Genomic DNA, 18,324 nt, shown 5'->3' with positions numbered 1-18,324 from the left:
CAGCAACGCCACGACCACGGCGCGGTTGGCGGTCAATTATCTCATATTCGATGGCGGCGCCCGGCGGGCAGGCATCGACGCAGCCGATGCGACGGCGCGCGCTGCATTGGGCAACTATGCCGATACGGCGCAAGCGCTGATCCTGAACCTGGTGACCACCTATAATGCGCTGGCCGGCAACCGCGCCATCGAGGACGCCAATGTTGCACAGGTGAAATTCGCCGCAGAATCGCGCGATCTGGCCGCCGCGCGTGCCCGTGCCGGTGTCGCCACCAGCGCCGACCGGCTGCAAGCCGAAACCGCGCTGGCCCAGGCCGAGCTGACGCTGATCCAGACCCGCGCCAATGTCGCGACATCGCTGGCGCAGCTGGCCGTGGCAGTGGGCCTGCCGCCGACCACTCGCCTTGATCTGGCGCCGGCGCCGGCGCTGGCCGACGGCGCCCGGCTGCTGAAAGGTGCCGATGCGCTGATTGCCGATGCCGAACGCGCCCGGCCCGATATTCTTGCCGCCAAGGCGCGCATTGCCAGCGCAGACGCCAATATCCGCAGCGCCCGCAGCGCCGGCCGCCCCAGCCTGTCGGTGGCAGCCAGCAACGCATTGACTGCCGTGGACACCAGCGTCGACCGCAACCTTGCCACGGTCGGCCTGACCCTGTCCGTGCCGGTTTTTTCCGGCTGGAACACCCGCTATAACATCGCGGCTGCGGCTGCCCAGGCCGAGCAGCAACGCGCCAATGCCGAACAGACGCGGCAACAGGCCGGCCTGTCGGTCTATTCGGCCTATGTGGCGCTTGAGGCGGCGCTGGCCGGGCTGAAAACTGCCGGTGCGCTGGTCGCCAGCGCCACCGAAAGCGCCAGTCTGACACAAGGCCGCTACAAGGCCGGCACCGGCACCTTCGCCGATCTGTTGAACGCCCAGAGCGCGCTGGCCCAGGCTCTGCAAAGCCGGGTGCAGGCTGAGTTCAATGTCCGCACGGCCGATGCGCAGTTGGCCCGCGCGGTCGGCAGCGTCGGAGATGCGATTGGTGAACGCGTCGGCGACGCGGGCGGGGAAAGATAACGCATGAGCAAGCGCGGCTGGATCATCATCGGGGTCATCGTGCTGGCGGTGCTGGCGTATTTCGGTTGGCAGCGCGCCAATCGCCCGCCGGAACTGCCGCCTTACAAGACGCAGAGCGTCGTGCGCGGCGACCTGCGCGAGGAAATCAGCGCCAATGGTGTGCTGAACCCGGTGCGCGTCGTCAATGTCGGTACGCAGGTGTCGGGCACGGTGCAGGCGCTGTACGCCGATTTCAACGACAAGGTGGCCGCCGGGCAATTGCTGCTGCGGCTCGACCCGGCGCTGTTCAATTCGGCGCTGGCCCAGTCGGATGCGGCGCTTGCCAATGCGCGTGCCAATGCCGCGCTGCAGGCCGCCAACGCCCGCCGCGCCGGCGAACTGGTCGCCAAGGATTACATCAGCCGGCAGGACTATGAAACGACGCTGGCGGCCGCGCGCACCACCGCCGCGCAAGTCGCGCAAGCCGAGGCGCGCGTGCGGCAGGACCGCGCCAATCTGGAATTTTCGGTGATCCGCTCGCCCGTCTCCGGCGTCGTCATCAGCCGGCAGATCGACATTGGCCAGACGGTTGCCGCCGCGTTCAACACGCCGACACTGTTTCAGATCGCCCGCGACCTGACGCAGATGCAAATCGAAGCATCGGTCGCCGAAGCCGATATTGCCAAGGTGCAGCGCGGCCAGCGGGTGGAATTCACGGTCGATGCCTATGGCTTGCGCAGCTTTGCCGGCACCGTCGACCAGATCCGGCTGAATCCCACTACCCAGCAGAATGTCGTGACCTATACGGTCATCGTCACGGCGGCGAACCCCGATGGCACCTTGCTGCCGGGCATGACCGCCAACGCCAGTTTCCTCGTGTCGGACCTGAAGGGAGCGCTGTTGGTGCCCAATGCCGCGCTCAGCTTCAAGCCCGACGACTGGAAGCCGCAGCGTACCGGCAATCGCGGCGGCAACAGCGACGCCAAGCGCGTGCAAGACATGGTGACGGTGTTCGTGCTGGAGGGCGATCAGGCCAAGCCGCGCCGCATCAAGCTGGGTGCCGCCGATGCCGACAATTCGGTGGTCGTCTCCGGCGAATTGACGCCCGGCGAACAGATCATCACCGGCAGCAACAAGACCGAGAAAAAGGGCGGCCTGTTCGGCCCGCCGCCGGGCACGACTGGCAGACCGGGCGGTCGCAGTAACAAAGGCGAGGGCAAGTCGGGCTCGTGACCGCACTGCTGGCTCTTGACGATGTGGTGAAGGATTATGCCTCGGAAGCCGGCGTATTCCGGGCGCTGCACGGTGTCAGCCTGTCGGTGAACAAGGGCGAGTTCATGGCCATCATGGGGCCATCGGGATCGGGCAAATCGACGTTGATGAACATCATCGGCTGCCTCGATACACCCACCGGCGGCGTCTATCGCTTCGAGGGCGTCGATACCGCCAGCCTGTCCGAAACCGCGCTGGCGCGGCTGCGCAACAAGGGCATCGGCTTTATCTTCCAGCAGTTCAACCTGCTGCCGCGCCTGACGGCGCTGGCCAATGTCGCGCTGCCGATGGTGTATTCGGGCGTGGCGAAGGGGGAGCGGGACAGCCGCGCCCAGAGGTTGCTGGCCAGTGTCGGTATCGGTGACAAGCCGCGTTCGCGCCCGTCGCAATTGTCTGGTGGCCAGCAGCAGCGCGTCGCCGTGGCGCGCAGCCTTGCCAACACCCCGAAATTGCTGCTGGCGGACGAGCCAACGGGCGCGCTCGACAGCAAGACCGGCGTCGAAGTGCTGGCGTTGTTCCGGGACCTCAACGAGGGGCAGGGTGTCACCGTGGTGATCGTCACCCATGACCCCGAAGTGGCGCGCGCCACCAACCGCGTCGTGCGCATCCAGGATGGCCGGGTGTTCTATGACGGCCCGCCGACCGAAGCGGCGCTGTATGGCCATGACCTTGCGGCGGCTGCATCATGATCGCCACGATGCTCGCCGAAGCTTGGGGCGCGCTGATCGCCAACCGGCTGCGTTCGATGCTGACGATGCTGGGCATGATCATCGGCGTGGCGGCCGTCATCCTGATGCTGGCCATCGGCGGCGGCGTTCAGAAAGAGGTGCAGAAATCCATCTCCGGGCTGGGGTCGAACCTGCTCATCGTCACCGCCGGTGCGGGGCGGCAGGGCGGCATTTTCGGCGGGGCAGGCTCGGGCGCATCGCTGCGCATCGAGGATGCCGACGCCATTGCCGGGCTGCCCGATGTCAAGGCAGCCGCGCCGTCCACATCCCTTCCGGCGCAGGCCGTGGCCGGGCCGGCGAACTGGGCCACCAATGTCACCGGATCGACGCCGGCCTATTTCCTCGTCAACGAATGGCAGGCCGGCGATGGTCGCATCTTCACCGACCGCGAGGAGCGCGCCGGCGCCCGCGTCGCCGTTTTGGGCCAGAGCGTCGCCGACAAATTGTTCGGCGCCAACGACCCCATCGGCCAGATGGTGCGGGTGCGCGGCATCAGTTTCACGGTCATCGGCCTGCTTGAAAAACGCGGCCAGGGTTTTGGTGGGCAGGACCGCGATGATGTCATTGTCGTGCCGCTGACCAGTGCGCTGCGGCTGCTGGGCGGCAATTTCTTCCGCCGGTCGATCCGCACTGTGTCGGTGTCGGTGGCGTCTGCCGAGGCGCTGGACGGCGTGCAGGACGACATCACCACATTGCTGCGCCGCACCCACCGCCTGCGTTCCGGCGAGGTCGATGATTTCCAGGTGGCCAACCTGACGGCGATCACCGACACATTGTCCACCACCACGCGCGCCATCTCGCTGCTGCTCGCGGCCATCGGATCGATCAGCCTTGTGGTGGGCGGCATCGGCATCATGAATATCATGCTGGTATCGGTCACCGAACGCACCCGCGAGATCGGCATCCGCATGGCCATCGGCGCATCACGCGCGGCGGTGCGCCTGCAATTCCTGCTCGAAGCGTTGATGCTGTCGTTGATCGGCTGCGGCATCGGTGTGGCGCTGGGCGCCGGCATCGCGTTTGCGCTGTCGGGCGTCATCGGGTTCGACACCGATGTCACGGTGTTTGCCGTCACCATCGCCTTTGCCGTGTCGGCCAGCATCGGCATCTTCTTCGGCTGGTGGCCGGCCACGCGCGCGGCAAAGCTCAGCCCGATCGAAGCGCTGCGATCTTAGCGTCGATTGCAGCGGGCCGGTGCCGGCTCTGCAAAAACGCAATCGCGCCTAGATCTCGCGGCGCGACAGCCAGACAAAACGTCCCCACAGCAGCACCGCCGATACCAGGCTGGCAACGATGATCGACCACACCAGACCATCCACGCCCATGCCCCGGTGCACGCCCAGCCACCAGCCCAGCGGCATCATCACCGCGACATAGCTGACGACATGCGTCAGCGTCGGCGCGACAATGTCCGACCGGGCGCGCAGGCACTGGGCCGCCACCACTTGCAGGCCGTCGGCGACAAAGAACAGGCTGGACAGCAGCAGCGCCGCCGCCGTCATCGTCACTACCGCCGGATCACCGGTATAGGCTCGCGCCAGTGGTTCCGGCGCCAATGCGATGCCCGCCGACACAAGCAGCAGCACCGCCGACGTCACGCCAAAACCCAGGCGCGCCGATGACAGCAGAGCCGGCTTGTCACCGGCGCCATAGGCGCGGCCGACCATGACGCTGGTGGCAACCGCCAGCCCCAGTGGCACCATGAAGATCAACGCCGCGACATTCAGCACGATGGCCCATGCGGCCACCGCCAGCGCACCAACCCAGCCGGCAAAGATCGTCATGGCCGAGAACGCCAGGCTTTCGATGAAATAGCTGGTCGCCGCGCCATAGCCGACGCGGCGCATGTCACGCGCGGCTACCGGATCATGCGGCGCCGGCGCCATGACGCCCAGCCGGCGCGATTCGCGCCACACAAGGATGATCACGGCAACTGTCACCAACAACGCGACCCGCGAGGCCAGGGTGGCCCAGGCGCTGGCGGCGGCACCGGACACGCCGAACATGTTGCCGCCCGGTACCAGCCACAGGTTGACGACCAGATTGACGATATTTGCCGCCCACATCGCGATCATGCCGGGCACGGCGCGGCCATGCGCCTCCAGCCAGAAAATGCCGGCATCGGCCACCAGAATCGGCAGCAGCGAAATCGCGAACAACTGGAGCACCGGCGTGGCGCCGTCAGCCAGCGACGTTTCCAGTCCGATGACATGCATGAACGGCCCGCCGCCCAGCCCGAGCAGCAGCGCAGCCACTATGCCGATCCAGGTCGCATAGGCCAGCCCGCGCCGCAGGATGGCGCCGGTGTCGGCAGCGCGCCCGTCGCCGATGGCCTGTGATGTCATCACTTGCAGACCCGACAACAGGCCCACCGACGTCATCAGCACGACACCCGTCGGCGCCCAGCCCAGCGCGTGATAGCCCAGCTGGGTGGCGGAATATTGGCCGACAACAACGGTGTCGACCAGTCCCATGGCCATGATGCCCAGGCGCGACGCCACGACGGGCGCCGCCAGCCGCACCAGCGGGACAAGGCCGGTCTGCACCGGCGCGTCGAAAAGGGGCGCTGCGCCCGAGGACATGAAACTAGGCCTGAAAAAAGAACTGGAACGGCGCTTTACCCGGCCAACGCCCCTTCATCAACTCGGTGTGCCACTCACAGCCGGCCCAGCACTCGCGGCAACGGTCCATCATCCTGCGGCGTTGTGCAGAAAAGCTTGCGGGCAGCATAGCGGAACTGCGCGTGGTGCAGCTTGCGCAGCAATGCTGCGGCCGTTACCCACGCCTCACACATTCAGGGGTTCGTTGATGATCCACACATTGTTCCGGCCATTCACCATCAATGGTCTTCGCCTGCCCAACCGCATTGTCATGGCGCCGATGACGCGCAGTTTCTCGCCCGGCGGCATCCCCGGTGACAATGTCGCCGAATATTACCGCAAACGCGCCGCCGGCGGCGTCGGCCTGATCGTCACCGAAGGCACCGCCATCGACCGCGCCGCCGCCGCCAATGATCCCGATGTGCCGGAATTTCATGGGCGCGGCCTGGATGGCTGGGCCAAGGTGCCGCCGGCTGTCCACCGCGAAGGCGGCCTGATCGCGCCGCAGCTCTGGCATGTCGGCGCCATGCCCAACCGCCGCAACCCCAAGGCCGTGACAGCCGAAAGCCCGTCGGGCGTCTATATGCCCGGCAAGACCAACGGCGATGCCATGACGGACAGCGATGTGGCCGACGCGATCGCCAGTTTTGCCCGCGCCGCTGCCGATGCCAAGCGGCTGGGCTTTGACGCTGTCGAATTGCACGGCGCCCATGGCTATCTGATCGACGCGTTCTTCTGGCCCGGCACCAATGCCCGCAATGATGGCTGGAACGGCGGCGACATTGCGGCACGCGGGCGGTTTGCTGCCGAGATTCTCAAGGCGGTGCGCGCGGCTGTCGGCCCGGACTTCCCGGTCATCATCCGCTTGTCGCAGTGGAAGCAGCAGGATTTCGCCTATCGCATCGCGGTCACGCCTGACGAAATGCTGGCGTGGCTGGCGCCGCTGGCCGATGCCGGCGCCGATGTGTTCCATTGCTCGCAGCGCCGCTTCTGGGAGCCGGAATTTCCCGAAATCGACGGCGAAGCGGGCCTGAACTTTGCCGGCTGGGCCAAAAAACTCACCGGCAAGCCGACGATCACCGTCGGCAGTGTCGGCCTGTCCGGAGAGTTTGTCGCGGGGATGCGCGGCGAAGCATCGAAGCCCGCCAGCATCGAAAACCTGCTCGAACGCCTGGCGCGCGACGAATTCGATCTCGTCGCCGTCGGCCGCGCGCTGATCGTTGATCCGGATTGGGCGCACAAGATCCGCGATGGCCGCACCGGCGACCTGCGCGACTATTCCGCCGAGGCGCTGGCCACATTGGTCTGACGACCCTAGGGTGACGGCATGACAAAACCGCCCTCCCCTGCGTTGCGGCCCAAGGATGCCGCCACCGTGCTGGTCATCCGCCGCGACGGACCGCGCCCGCGCGTGCTGATGGGGCGCCGGGCGGGCGGCCATGCCTTCATGCCCGATCTGTGGGTGTTTCCCGGCGGGCGCATCCACACCGCCGATTTCAGGGTGCCGCTGGCAAGCGACCTGTCGCCGGCCACTGCCGAAGCGCTGGGCCGGACAGCGCCGCCGCCGCGTGCCCGGGCGCTGGCCGCCGCAGCGGTGCGAGAATTGTTCGAGGAAACCGGCTTGATGCTGGCGCGCCCCGGCCAGGCCCGCACGCGCAGCCCGGAGTGGCGGGACTTTCTGGGCCGCGGCTTGCTGCCGGATCTGGCACCCCTGCAATTCGTGGCGCGGGCCATAACGCCGCCGGTACGGCCGCGCCGTTTTGATGCGCGGTTCTTTGCCGTGGATGCGCAGCACCTCGTCAGCCTCGACCCTGGCCCCGGCTGCGGCGAGTTGACCGAAATTGCGTGGTTCGACTGGGAAGCAGCAGCACAGTTGGACCTGCCCGGGATCACCCGCGCCATATTGGCCGAAACCCGCCTGCGCATGGACGATCCCGGCAGGCCCATTCCTTATCATCGGTTCGACAATGGCCAGCACCGGCTGCTTGCCGTCTGACGCGCCCGCTGGCGACGGCCAGCGTGAAACTGCGGCAATCACCCGGCTGACACTGACCGATTTTCGCTCTTATGCGGCCGCCGAGATCGTGGCGGCGCCGGGACTGGTCGTGATCACCGGCGAGAATGGCGCAGGCAAGACCAACATCCTTGATGCGATCTCGCTCCTCGGTCCCGGACGCGGCTTGCGCGGTGCCGCCCTGTCCGATGCGGCGCGGCACGGCGGCAGCGGCGGCTGGACTGTTGCGGCGACATTCGCGGCCCCCGGCGGCAATGTCGAACTTGGCACCGGCACCGCCGCCAGTGCGCCCGACCGCCGGCTGGTACGGATCAATGGTGCAGCAGCGTCCGCCAATGGCCTGGGCGAATGGCTGGCGCTGGTCTGGCTGACGCCCGCCATGGACCGGCTATTTGCCGAACCGCCAGCGGCGCGGCGGCGATTTCTCGACCGGTTGGTGCTGGCGCTGCACCCCGGCCATGGCCGCGCTGTTACCCGCTATGACGCCGCGATGCGGGCGCGCACCCGGTTGCTGACCGATGATGTGCCCGCCGACCCGGCTTGGCTGTCGGCCCTTGAGCAGCAGATGGCCGAGCATGGTGCCGCCATGGCGGCGGCCCGGGCGGACACCGTTGCAGCGTTGTCGGCGCATCTTGCCAGCACCCCCGACAGTTCTTTTGCTCGGCCCAGATTGGCGCTGGCGGGCGATGCCGCCCAAAGCCATGGCGCCGACAATGGCGCCGACCTGGCCGGCCGGCTTGCGGCCAACCGCAGCGCCGACGCCGCTGCCGGCCGCGCGCTTATCGGCCCGCACCGCGCCGATCTGGCCGTTCACCATGCTGCCAAGGGCATGGCCGCCGCGCTGGGCTCGACCGGCGAGCAAAAGGCGCTGCTCATCGCTATCATCCTTGCCCATGCCGAAATCGTCACCCGGCGCACGGGCCGCGCGCCCCTGCTGCTGCTCGATGAAGTAGCGGCGCATCTCGACGCCGGGCGGCGGGCGCTGCTGTTTGGCCGGCTTGGGGATATCGGTGCGCAGGTCTGGCTGACGGGTACCGACCGCGCGTTGTTTGCGGGCGCGCCGGCTGCCACCTGGCTGACGGTCATTGCCGGCGCCGTGGAGAGTGCCGGCCAATAGTAAAATCCTTGCCGGCGCTGCCGTAATCGAACACTGGCGGGGCCGTTCCCGTTCTCGGACGGGATAATCGCGATGGCCGACATCAGCTGGCCAAACCGGAACACGCCCGCCCTCCCAATGGGCGGCGGCACGGGAGGCGGCAACCATCTGTCACTGCGCTCGCTGGCAGCCTGCGAGCCGTTTCTGGCTGTCGCCGGCATTGGCGCCTGGATGTACGAAGCCGGCGGCCGCTTGTGGTGGAGCGCCGAGACACGGCGCATCCACGGCGTTGCCGCCGATTTCACCCCCAGCCGCGATGCCGCCATCAGCTTTTATGCGCCCGAAGCCCGCGCCGAAATCAGCGCCGCGCTCGAAGCCGCCATTCTCGACGGCGCGCCCTGGGATCTGGAACTGCCGATCGTGCGGGCCGATGGTCAGAGCCGGCGGGTGCGCGCGCGCGGTCGCCGTGTCGATGCCCGGGCCTGCGCCCCTGTCATGGTCATGGGCACGTTCGAGGATGTGACCGCCCGGCACGAATCCGCCGCGCGCGCCGCGCATGAACTGGCGCTGCGGGCGCGCACGGAAACGCTGTTGCGCGATGTCATCGCTGGCATCCCGGCGGCCTTGTCGGTCTATGATCACGACGAACGGCTGATCCTGGTCAATGACAGCTATCGTGGCCTGCTGCCCGGCAACGAGACGCTGATGATCAAGGGCGAGCGTCTGGCCGATATCATCACCCGCAAGGTCATGGCCGATCACTATGTTCCCGAAGTGAGCGCCAGCGACCCGCCCGAGGTGCGCCGCGCCTGGGTTTCCGACTATCTTCGCCGGCATCGTTCCAACGGATATGCCCGCATTTTCCACCTCAAGAACGACAAATGGATGCAGGCGTCGACCGCCATGTCCACATCGGGCAACATCGTGTCGATCCGCACCGATATCACGCCGCTGATGCGCGCCGAGCGTGAGCTGCGCCGCCGCGCTGAGGAAGATTCGCTGACTGGGCTGGCCAACCGCGAGATGCTGCTTGCAGGGCTTGAGGGGCTGGCGACCGGCGGGCGATCGGGCCTGGTCGTGCTGTTGGATGTCGATTTTTTCAAGGCGGTCAACGATGGCCTTGGCCATGCCGCCGGCGACCTGCTGCTGCGCCTGACAGGCCGCCGCTTGCAGCGTTGCCTGCGCGACGGCGACACGGCGGCCCGCCTGGCCGGCGATGAATTCGCGCTGATTGTCCATGGCCCGAAACAGCCCGCCGAGATCCAGGGTTTTCTGTCTCGGCTGATGACGACTCTGCGTCGGCCGATGCGGCTGGGCGCCAACCGTTATGGGCCTTCGGTGTCGATCGGGGTCACGGCCTTCCCTGCCCCCGGCGCCAATGCCAAGACTCTTCTCGCCAACGCCGATGCCGCGCTTTACGAGGCCAAGCGCCAGGGCCGGGCGCGTGCGACCGTGTTCGATGCCAGCCTTGCCGCACGCGTCGTCAGGCGTACCCGGCTCGCCGACCAGTTGCGCCGGGCCATATCCGAACGCCGGTTGGTGGCGGCATTGCAGCCGCAACAACGCGTGTCGGACGGCGGTGTCATGGGGTTCGAGGCGCTGGCCCGCTGGCAGCAGGACGGGGTATGGGTTTCGCCCGCCGAATTTGTCGCCATCGCCGAGGAAACCGGGCTGGCCCAGCCGCTTGGCTTGCAGGTGATGGACAGCGCCATGGCCGGCTTTGCCGCGATGCTCGCTACTGGTCTTGAGCCGGGGCATCTTGCGGTCAATGTCTCGACCGCGCAGCTGTTGTCCGACGATTTTCTGGAAACAGTGAAACGCCTGTTGGCGCGCCACGGCCTGCCGGCGGGGCGGCTGGAAGTCGAAGTGACCGAGACCGTCCTGCTCGACCGGTCGATTGCTCGCATCGGCCAGACGCTGGAGGCGCTTCGCGCGCTTGGCGTCAGCCTGGCCATGGACGATTTCGGTACCGGCTATGCGTCGCTTTCGCACCTGACCAGTTTTCCGGTGGACCGGATCAAGATCGACCAGAGCTTCACCAAGGCGATCGGCGAGTGCGGGGACAAGGGCCTGATTGCGCGCACGCTCATCGGCCTGGGCAAGGGGCTTGGGCTGGAAGTCATCGCCGAAGGGGTGGAAACCGAGCAGCAACGGCAGTTCCTCGTGAACCATGGCTGTTCCGGCATCCAGGGCTATCTGTTCGCCCGGCCGATGCTTGCGGACGACGCTTTGCGCTGGCTCGCCGCCAAGCCGCGCGTGGCCCGCAATCGCAGCTTTGGCATCCTGCGCAGCGGCAGCCGCTAGAGCATCGCGCATGACATGCGGGCTGGTGCCGAGTTTCGGCGTGATGCTCTAGCTGTCGAAATTGTGTCGCGCGGGCGCGCGGGAGCTTCTATAAGGAATGCCAAGCGCCGCCGCGTGAACCGGCCCAGCCGCCAGGAACCCCTATCTTGACCGAAACCCCCGAACTGCCGCCCGAAGACGCCCACAACGACTATGACGCCGACAGCATCAAGGTGCTGCGCGGGCTGGACGCGGTGCGCAAACGCCCCGGCATGTATATCGGCGATACCGATGATGGCTCGGGCCTGCATCACATGGTCTTTGAAGTCAGCGACAATGCCATCGACGAATCGCTCGCGGGCTATTGCGACCTCATCCTGATTTCGCTCAACCCCGACGGCTCCGTCAGCGTCACCGACAATGGCCGCGGTATCCCCACCGGCATCCACACCGAGGAAGGCGTGTCTGCGGCCGAGGTCATCATGACCCAGCTGCACGCCGGCGGAAAATTCGAAAACAGCGACGCCAACGCCTACAAGGTGTCGGGCGGTCTGCACGGTGTCGGCGTCTCGGTGGTCAACGCACTGTCGGAATGGCTGGAATTGACGATCTGGCGCGACGGCCATGAACATTGGATGCGGTTCCGCCACGGCGTCGCCGAAGCGCCGTTGAAGGTCGTTGGCCCGTCGGATGGCAAGCGCGGCACCCGCGTCACCTTTCTGCCGTCGCCGGTCACCTTCAAGATCATCGAGTTCGATTTTGCCAAGCTCGAACACCGCTTTCGCGAATTGGCGTTCCTCAATTCCGGTGTGCGCCTGCGCCTGACCGATGGCCGCCACGCCGAGGGCGCGACCGTCGAGCTGTATTACGAAGGCGGTATCGCAGCGTTCGTCCAGTATCTCGACAAGTCCAAGACGGCGCTGATCCCGTCGCCGGTTGCCATCCATGGCAGCGCCAATGACATCGGCATCGAAGTCGCGCTGGAATGGAACGACAGCTATTACGAACAGGTGCTGTGCTTCACCAACAATATCCCGCAGCGCGATGGCGGCACGCATCTCGCCGCCTTCCGCGCCGCGCTGACGCGCACGCTCAACAATTATGGCGAAAGCTCGGGGCTGCTGAAAAAGGAAAAGGTCAGCCTGACCGGCGATGACATGCGCGAGGGCCTGACGGCCATCGTGTCGGTGAAACTGCCCGACCCCAAGTTCAGCAGCCAAACCAAGGACAAGCTGGTCTCCTCCGAAGTGCGCCAGCCGCTTGAAGCGCTGATTGCCGACCGGCTCGCCATCTGGCTCGATGAAAACCCCGCCCATGCCCGCACCATCATCGCCAAGATCGTCGATGCCGCTGCCGCGCGTGAGGCCGCGCGCAAGGCTCGCGACCTGACGCGGCGCAAGGGCGCGCTCGACATCGCGTCGCTGCCCGGCAAGCTTGCCGATTGCCAGGAACGTGATCCCGTCAAGTCGGAGCTGTTCCTGGTCGAAGGCGATTCCGCCGGCGGCAGCGCCAAACAGGGCCGCAACCGACAGTTTCAGGCCATTTTGCCCCTGCGCGGCAAGATTTTGAATGTCGAGCGCGCGCGTTTCGACCGGATGCTGTCCAGCCGCGAAATCGGCACGATGATCCAGGCGCTTGGCACCGGCATCGGCCGCGACGAATTCAAGCTGGAAAAGCTGCGCTACCACAAGATCGTCATCATGACCGATGCCGATGTCGATGGCGCGCATATCCGAACGCTGCTGTTGACGTTCTTCTACCGGCAGATGCCGGAACTGATTCGGGGTGGGCATTTGTTCATCGCCCAGCCGCCGCTTTACAAGGTCGCGCGCGGCCGGTCCGAAGTCTATCTCAAGGACAATGCCGCGCTTGAGGATTACCTGATTGATTCCGGCACCGGCCTGTCGCTGGAGACGAATGCCGGGCCGCGCAGCGGCGCCGATCTCAAGGCGCTGGTCGATCACGCCCGGCGCCTGCGGGCGCTGATGAATTATGTGCCGCGCCGCTATCCTTCCGATGTCATCGAGGCGCTGGCCATCAATGGCGGCCTTGGCGGCGCCGATGCCGATGCCGCTGCAAAGACCGCCGCCTGGCTGACCCGTGCCGAGCCGGATGGCGGGCGCTGGACCGCTTCGTTGGGGGCGGAGGGCGGTTATGTGCTGCGCCGTGACTGGCGCGGTGTTGCCGACCATCATGTCATCGACGGCGCCTTTCTGGCTTCGCCCGAGGCGCCGCGCCTGCACGCGCTGGCCATGCAGGAGGCCGCCAGTTTCCTTGGCACTGCGATGCTTGGCAATGTGCCGATCACCCGGCCGTCCGACCTGCTGTCGGCTGTTCTGGATGCCGGCCGCAAGGGCCTTTCGATCCAGCGTTACAAGGGGCTTGGCGAAATGAACGCCGAGCAATTGTGGGAAACCACGCTTGATCCGGCCGCCCGCACGTTGCTGCGCGTCGATGCCGACGAGGCCGATCTGGCCGATGACATCTTTACCAAGCTGATGGGCGATGTCGTCGAACCGCGCCGCGCCTTTATCCAGGACAATGCGCTGAACGTCGCCAATCTGGACGTCTGATTGTCCTGAACATTGCGGTGCCGCTTTTGTCTGGCACGGTTCAGTGAGGTCCGGCCGGCTGGCGGGCAGGGGAGATCCCCCTGCCCCTTGCCCGCCGTGCGTTTCAACTCATCTTGGCGTTGACGCCGTTCAGGGACTTTTCGACCGTGGTGCGGAAGCAATCGGCCTTGGCGGCGCGTGACCAGGCATCCTGGGAGCCGGTTTCGCAAACTTCCTTGGCAGCGGTGCGAACGCGGCGTTCCAGAGTTTTCTGGCCGGCCTGGCTGGCGAGGTCGAGGTCGGAATAGCTGACAACGGCAGTGCGGTGCGTTTCGCTGGCAGCAGCAGGGGCGGCTGCGGCGGCGAGGCACAAGCCGGCGAAGAACACGGTGCCAACAGTGCCGATGACGTTGCGGTTCAGGATCGAAGTGGAAAGGGCGAACATGGGGGGATCTCCTTGGGGGCGAACTCCGGACCATCCGGGGTTACGCTGACAGCATTGCAATGACCGTGCCAAGTGCCACCACAACTCTTGCTGTCAGCGTTATCAGTGTGTTGGCCGTATAGCCGTATTGCCGTTACAATACGGGCATGATTGAATCTCCCATTCATGGGCGATTAATCCGAATAATAGGTAAAATTTCCCAATCCGAGTTCTGGGGGCTTCTGGTCAGAGTCTGGCGCACCCCCTTGTCCAGAATCCCCCGCGCGTGCATAGGATTACGAGCATCATGTTGACCCAGCGTTCTCGCTACGCGCTTCGTGCGCTCATCTTCATCGCTCGTTCGGGCGGCATCGCGCCGGTGCCGATCTCGGCCATCGCTGCGGACCAGAAACTGCCGCGCAAGTTCCTCGAAATCATCCTGCTCGATCTCAAGCACGGCGGACTGGTCGACAGTTTTCGCGGCAAGATGGGCGGCTACCGATTGGCGCGGCCGGCGGGACAGATCAGCTTTGGCGAGATCATCCGCTTGATCGAAGGCCCGCTGGCGCTGGTGCCATGCGTATCGGTGTCGGCCTATCAGCGCTGCGCCGATTGCTTCGAGGAAACCACCTGCGTCATCCGCAAGGTCATGCTGACCGTGCGCGAACAAACGGCGGCGATCCTCGATCATACGACGCTGGCTGACTTGTCCATTGACCGGGTCGCCGCCTGAATCTCCGGACCGGCTATGCCGGGGCTTGCCACCGGCAGCAACATGGCCGACCCCATCGTGACAAACTCGGCCTGACAAGCCCGGCTTGGCCGACGAGTAGAATTGCCGCTTTGCCCAGTCCGGCGATGGGAATAACCTGCCGGCAGTCGCTGAAAAGGGCATGGATGCGCCGATTGTCTGTCATCATCGTCGCTGCGTTGGCCTTGTCCGGCGCTTCGCCGGCGCATGCTGCGCAGAGACATGCTGCGCCGGCACCTGTCGTGCTGCTCAATGCCAGCTATGACCCGACGCGCGAGCTGTTCCGGGATATCAACACCGCTTTTGCCCGCGAGTGGCAGGCCCGCACCGGGCAGCGCGTCACCATCAACCAGTCGCACGGCGGGTCCGGCAAGCAGGCGCGATCCGTCAGCGACGGATTGCGCGCCGATGTCGTCACGCTGGCCCTGGCACAAGACATTGATCTGGTTGCCCGCGCCGGGCTGATTGCGCCCGACTGGGCCAGTCGCCTGCCGGGGAAATCGGTGCCCTATTGGTCGCCCATCGTGTTTCTGGTCCGCAAGGGCAATCCGCGCGGCATCCACGACTGGGACGATCTGGTGCGGCCCGGCACCAAGGTCATCAGTGCCAATCCGCGCACCAGCGGCGGCGCACGCTGGGCGTTTCTGGCCGCCTGGGGATATGGCCAGCGTCAGACCGGCACGCCCGCGGGTGGCCGCCTGTTCCTGCGCCGGCTGGTAGCGCATCTGCCGCTGCTCGATTCGGGCGCGCGCGGTGCCACAACCAGCTTTGCCGAACGCGGGATCGGCGATGTGCTGGTAACCTGGGAGAACGAGGCGCTGCTTGCCATCAAGGAACTCGGTGCCGAACGGTTCGAGATTGTCGTGCCGTCGGTTTCGATCAAGGCCGAACCACCCGTTGCCATGGTTGATGCGGTTGTCGATGAACGCGGCACCCGCGGCGTGGCACGCGCCTATCTGGCGTTTCTGTTCACGCCGGCGGCACAGGACATCATCGCCGCCAATGGCTATCGCCCGCGCGATCCCAAGGTGCTCGCAAGGTATGCGGCGCGTTTCCCTAGCCTCGAACTGTTCGATATCGACCGCAATTTCGGCGGCTGGGCCAAGGCGCAGCGTATCTTCTTTGCCGATGGCGGCGAGTTTGACCGCGCCTTTGCCGCTGCGCCCCCGGCCGAATAATGCCCGGTCGCGCCGCTTCCCGCTCCGTCATTCCCGGCTTCACGCTGACGCTGGGCATCACCATCACCATGTTGTCGGCGGTGGTGCTGATCCCGCTGGCGGCGGTGTTCTTCAAGGCGGCCGGGCTGGGCTTTGACGGCTTTGCGGCGGCCGCCCTGTCCGACCGGGCCATGCGTGCCTATCGGCTGACATTCGGCACGGCGATGCTGGCCGCCGCCATCAACACGGTGTTCGGGCTGGCGCTGGCCTGGGTGCTCGTGCGGTATCGCTTTCCTGGCCGCCAGCTCATTTCGGCGCTGGTGGACCTGCCATTTGCCCTGCCCACGGCTGTGGCCGGTATCGCGCTGACCGCGCTTTATGGACCTAGCGGCTGGATTGGCCGTTATCTGACGCCGCTGGGCATCGATGTTGCCTTCACACCGCTGGGCATCGTCATGGCGCTCGTCTTTGTCGGCCTGCCGTTCACCGTTCGCACCGTCGAGCCTGTGCTGGCGGACCTTGGCGCCGATGTCGAGGAGGCCGCCGCCAGCCTGGGCGCCAGCCGCTGGCAGACGTTCGCGCGCGTCATCCTGCCGGCGATATTGCCGGCACTGGGCACCGGATTTGCACTGGGCCTGGCGCGCGGCATCGGCGAATATGGCTCGGTGATCTTTATCGCCGGCAACATGCCCTATCGCACCGAAATCGCGCCGCTGCTGATTGTCGTGCAACTGGAACAGGACAGTGTCGGCGGTGCCGCGGCCATTGCGGTCACCATGCTCGCCCTCAGTTTTGCTCTGCTGCTGGGCATCAATCTGGTGCAGGCCTTTCAGCGCCGGCGGATGGGCGCGGCATGAGCCGGCCGCCGGAACCAGCCACCGCCGAGCCGCGCTGGCTGCGCTATGCCATAACGGCGGTCGCGCTGGCGTTCCTGCTGCTCAACCTTGCGCTGCCGCTGGCGGTGGTGTTTGCCGAGGCGCTGCGCAAGGGTTGGCAGGCCTATGCTGCTGCCATCGCCGACCCTGATGCGCTGGCGGCGCTGCGCCTCACCTTGCTGGTCGCGGGCATCGCCGTGCCGGTCAACATGGTGTTCGGCCTTGCCGCCAGCTGGGCCATCGCCAAGTTCGATTTTCGCGGGCGGTCCTTGCTGGTGACGCTGATCGACCTGCCGTTTTCGGTGTCGCCAGTCGTTGCCGGCCTTATTTATGTATTGGTGTTCGGGCTGTCGGGCTGGGCCGGGCCATGGCTGGCGGCAAACGGCATTCAGGTAATATTTGCCGTGCCCGGCCTGGTGCTGGCCACGATGTTCACCACCTTTCCGTTCGTCGCGCGGGAGCTGATCCCGTTGATGGAGGAACAGGGCCGCGACGAGGAAGAAGCCGCGCTCAGCCTTGGCGCCGGCGGATTCGCGACGTTCTGGCGCGTGACCCTTCCAAACATCCGCTGGGCGCTTTTGTATGGTGTGCTGCTGTCCACGGCGCGGGCGATGGGTGAATTCGGCGCCGTTTCGGTGGTTTCGGGCCATATTCGCGGTCTGACCAACACACTGCCGCTGCATATCGAGATCTTGTACAATGAGTATAATTTTGTGGCAGCCTTTGCCGTCGCGTCCACCCTTGCCGGGCTGGCACTGGTAACGCTGGCCATCAAGACCCTGCTTGAATGGCGCTATGGCGCCGAACTGGCAGCCGGAGGCCATCAGCCATGACCATCACAGCCCGCGGCGTCAGAAAGACATTCGGCAGTTTCACTGCGCTCGACAATGTCTCGATCGAGGCCCGGCCGGGCGAGTTCATGGCGCTGCTTGGGCCCTCGGGCTCAGGCAAGACGACGTTGCTGCGCATCCTTGCCGGTCTCGAATTTCCCGAAAAAGGCACCATTACAATCGACGGGCGCGACATGGACGGTGTGCCGCCGCGCGCCCGCCAGGTGGGGTTTGTCTTTCAGCAATACGCCCTGTTCCGTCACATGACCGTGGCCGAAAACATCGGTTTCGGCCTGTCTGTACGGCCGCGCTCCAGCCGGCCATCGCGCGGCGACATTGCGGCGCGAGTCAAGGAACTGCTTGATCTGGTGCAACTCTCGCACATCGGTGCGCGCTATCCGGGGCAATTGTCCGGCGGGCAGCGGCAGCGCGTGGCGCTGGCCCGGGCACTCGCCGTCGAACCACGCATCCTGTTGCTCGATGAACCGTTCGGCGCCCTGGATGCCAAGGTCCGCAAGGATTTGCGCCGCTGGCTGCGCGAGGTGCACGCCCGCATGGGCCTGACCAGCCTGTTCGTCACCCACGATCAGGAGGAAGCGCTCGACCTGGCCGATAGGGTCGTCGTGATGGACCATGGCCGCGTCGAGCAGATCGACACGCCCGAGGGAGTCTGGGACCATCCCGCCTCGGCCTTTGTCTGTGA

Annotated in this window: 16 protein-coding genes; 14 read left to right on the top strand and 2 right to left on the bottom strand. The window is 66.0% G+C overall.

Annotated elements, in window-relative coordinates; translation table 11 throughout:
• From RMQ73_RS02295 to RMQ73_RS02280, 4 genes are all read left to right on the top strand, one after another.
• Positions 1 to 1,060: TolC family protein (locus RMQ73_RS02295; protein WP_310496369.1), on the top strand; the 1,060-nt coding region annotated here is incomplete at its 5' end.
• A gap of 3 nt (positions 1,061 to 1,063) precedes the next feature.
• Positions 1,064 to 2,272 carry an efflux RND transporter periplasmic adaptor subunit gene (locus RMQ73_RS02290; protein ID WP_310496368.1) on the top strand — a complete coding sequence of 403 codons (1,209 nt, stop codon included), beginning with the start codon at positions 1,064 to 1,066 and terminating at the stop codon, positions 2,270 to 2,272.
• Entirely contained in the window at positions 2,269 to 3,000 is a 732-nt protein-coding gene (locus RMQ73_RS02285; protein ID WP_310496367.1) for an ABC transporter ATP-binding protein, read from the top strand. The genes RMQ73_RS02290 and RMQ73_RS02285 overlap by 4 nt, the downstream gene beginning before the upstream one ends.
• Positions 2,997 to 4,214, top strand: coding sequence for an ABC transporter permease (locus RMQ73_RS02280; protein ID WP_310496366.1), 1,218 nt, complete (start codon positions 2,997 to 2,999; stop codon positions 4,212 to 4,214). Before RMQ73_RS02285 ends, RMQ73_RS02280 begins: the two co-directional genes overlap by 4 nt.
• A 48-nt stretch (positions 4,215 to 4,262) precedes the next feature.
• Here the strand turns inward: RMQ73_RS02280 and RMQ73_RS02275 are convergent, their stop codons facing one another.
• Complete coding sequence (locus RMQ73_RS02275; RefSeq protein WP_310496365.1) at positions 4,263 to 5,621, bottom strand: MATE family efflux transporter; 1,359 nt, start codon at positions 5,619 to 5,621, stop codon at positions 4,263 to 4,265.
• Positions 5,622 to 5,847: 226 nt separating this feature from the next.
• Between RMQ73_RS02275 and RMQ73_RS02270 the strand changes: the two genes are divergently transcribed.
• The 5 genes from RMQ73_RS02270 to gyrB all read left to right on the top strand — a co-directional run bounded on the left by RMQ73_RS02270 (position 5,848) and on the right by gyrB (position 13,605).
• Entirely contained in the window at positions 5,848 to 6,948 is a 1,101-nt protein-coding gene (locus RMQ73_RS02270; RefSeq protein ID WP_310496363.1) for an NADH:flavin oxidoreductase, read from the top strand.
• A gap of 18 nt (positions 6,949 to 6,966) precedes the next feature.
• Positions 6,967 to 7,635, top strand: coding sequence for an NUDIX hydrolase (locus RMQ73_RS02265; protein ID WP_310496362.1), 669 nt, complete (start codon positions 6,967 to 6,969; stop codon positions 7,633 to 7,635).
• Positions 7,625 to 8,770, top strand: coding sequence for a DNA replication/repair protein RecF (gene recF, locus RMQ73_RS02260; RefSeq protein WP_310496361.1), 1,146 nt, complete (start codon positions 7,625 to 7,627; stop codon positions 8,768 to 8,770). The genes RMQ73_RS02265 and recF overlap by 11 nt, the downstream gene beginning before the upstream one ends.
• 72 nt (positions 8,771 to 8,842) lie before the next feature.
• Positions 8,843 to 11,053 (top strand): EAL domain-containing protein, encoded by a 2,211-nt coding sequence (locus tag RMQ73_RS02255; protein WP_310496360.1) that lies wholly within the window; start codon positions 8,843 to 8,845, stop codon positions 11,051 to 11,053.
• Positions 11,054 to 11,199: 146 nt separating this feature from the next.
• Positions 11,200 to 13,605: a DNA topoisomerase (ATP-hydrolyzing) subunit B gene (gene gyrB / locus RMQ73_RS02250; RefSeq protein WP_310496359.1), complete on the top strand. Its 2,406-nt coding sequence runs from the start codon at positions 11,200 to 11,202 to the stop codon at positions 13,603 to 13,605.
• Positions 13,606 to 13,708: 103 nt separating this feature from the next.
• Here gyrB and RMQ73_RS02245 read toward each other — a convergent pair whose 3' ends face one another.
• Entirely contained in the window at positions 13,709 to 14,029 is a 321-nt protein-coding gene (locus tag RMQ73_RS02245; RefSeq protein ID WP_310496358.1) for a UrcA family protein, read from the bottom strand.
• A 286-nt stretch (positions 14,030 to 14,315) separates the two neighbouring features.
• Between RMQ73_RS02245 and RMQ73_RS02240 the strand changes: the two genes are divergently transcribed.
• The 5 genes from RMQ73_RS02240 to RMQ73_RS02220 form a co-directional block, all read left to right on the top strand.
• Entirely contained in the window at positions 14,316 to 14,741 is a 426-nt protein-coding gene (locus tag RMQ73_RS02240) for an Rrf2 family transcriptional regulator (RefSeq protein ID WP_310496357.1), read from the top strand.
• A gap of 164 nt (positions 14,742 to 14,905) precedes the next feature.
• Positions 14,906 to 15,937 (top strand): sulfate ABC transporter substrate-binding protein, encoded by a 1,032-nt coding sequence (locus RMQ73_RS02235; RefSeq protein ID WP_310496356.1) that lies wholly within the window; start codon positions 14,906 to 14,908, stop codon positions 15,935 to 15,937.
• Positions 15,937 to 16,773: a sulfate ABC transporter permease subunit CysT gene (gene cysT, locus RMQ73_RS02230; RefSeq protein WP_310496355.1), complete on the top strand. Its 837-nt coding sequence runs from the start codon at positions 15,937 to 15,939 to the stop codon at positions 16,771 to 16,773. Before RMQ73_RS02235 ends, cysT begins: the two co-directional genes overlap by 1 nt.
• The gene (gene cysW, locus RMQ73_RS02225) at positions 16,770 to 17,624 is read left to right on the top strand and encodes a sulfate ABC transporter permease subunit CysW (RefSeq protein WP_310496354.1); all 855 of its coding nucleotides are present in this window, start codon (positions 16,770 to 16,772) and stop codon (positions 17,622 to 17,624) included. The genes cysT and cysW overlap by 4 nt, the downstream gene beginning before the upstream one ends.
• A partial coding sequence (locus RMQ73_RS02220) for a sulfate ABC transporter ATP-binding protein (RefSeq protein WP_310496353.1) occupies positions 17,621 to 18,324 on the top strand: 704 nt, incomplete at its 3' end. The genes cysW and RMQ73_RS02220, both read left to right, overlap by 4 nt.

Source organism: Sandarakinorhabdus sp., from assembly GCF_031430775.1.
GTDB lineage: Bacteria > Pseudomonadota > Alphaproteobacteria > Sphingomonadales > Sphingomonadaceae > Sandarakinorhabdus.
The sequence above is the reverse complement of the archived record's forward strand: the minus strand, read 5'-3'. Positions and strand labels throughout refer to the sequence as shown.

Coding starts and splice junctions, on each gene's coding strand:
- RMQ73_RS02275 (WP_310496365.1), bottom strand. CDS start 5,621: ATGTCCTCGGGCGCAGCGCCCCTTTTCGACGCGCCGGTGCAGACCGGC.
- RMQ73_RS02235 (WP_310496356.1), top strand. CDS start 14,906: ATGCGCCGATTGTCTGTCATCATCGTCGCTGCGTTGGCCTTGTCCGGC.
- RMQ73_RS02280 (WP_310496366.1), top strand. CDS start 2,997: ATGATCGCCACGATGCTCGCCGAAGCTTGGGGCGCGCTGATCGCCAAC.
- RMQ73_RS02265 (WP_310496362.1), top strand. CDS start 6,967: ATGACAAAACCGCCCTCCCCTGCGTTGCGGCCCAAGGATGCCGCCACC.
- RMQ73_RS02245 (WP_310496358.1), bottom strand. CDS start 14,029: ATGTTCGCCCTTTCCACTTCGATCCTGAACCGCAACGTCATCGGCACT.
- RMQ73_RS02255 (WP_310496360.1), top strand. CDS start 8,843: ATGGCCGACATCAGCTGGCCAAACCGGAACACGCCCGCCCTCCCAATG.
- RMQ73_RS02240 (WP_310496357.1), top strand. CDS start 14,316: ATGTTGACCCAGCGTTCTCGCTACGCGCTTCGTGCGCTCATCTTCATC.
- RMQ73_RS02290 (WP_310496368.1), top strand. CDS start 1,064: ATGAGCAAGCGCGGCTGGATCATCATCGGGGTCATCGTGCTGGCGGTG.
- RMQ73_RS02270 (WP_310496363.1), top strand. CDS start 5,848: ATGATCCACACATTGTTCCGGCCATTCACCATCAATGGTCTTCGCCTG.
- cysW (WP_310496354.1), top strand. CDS start 16,770: ATGAGCCGGCCGCCGGAACCAGCCACCGCCGAGCCGCGCTGGCTGCGC.
- cysT (WP_310496355.1), top strand. CDS start 15,937: ATGCCCGGTCGCGCCGCTTCCCGCTCCGTCATTCCCGGCTTCACGCTG.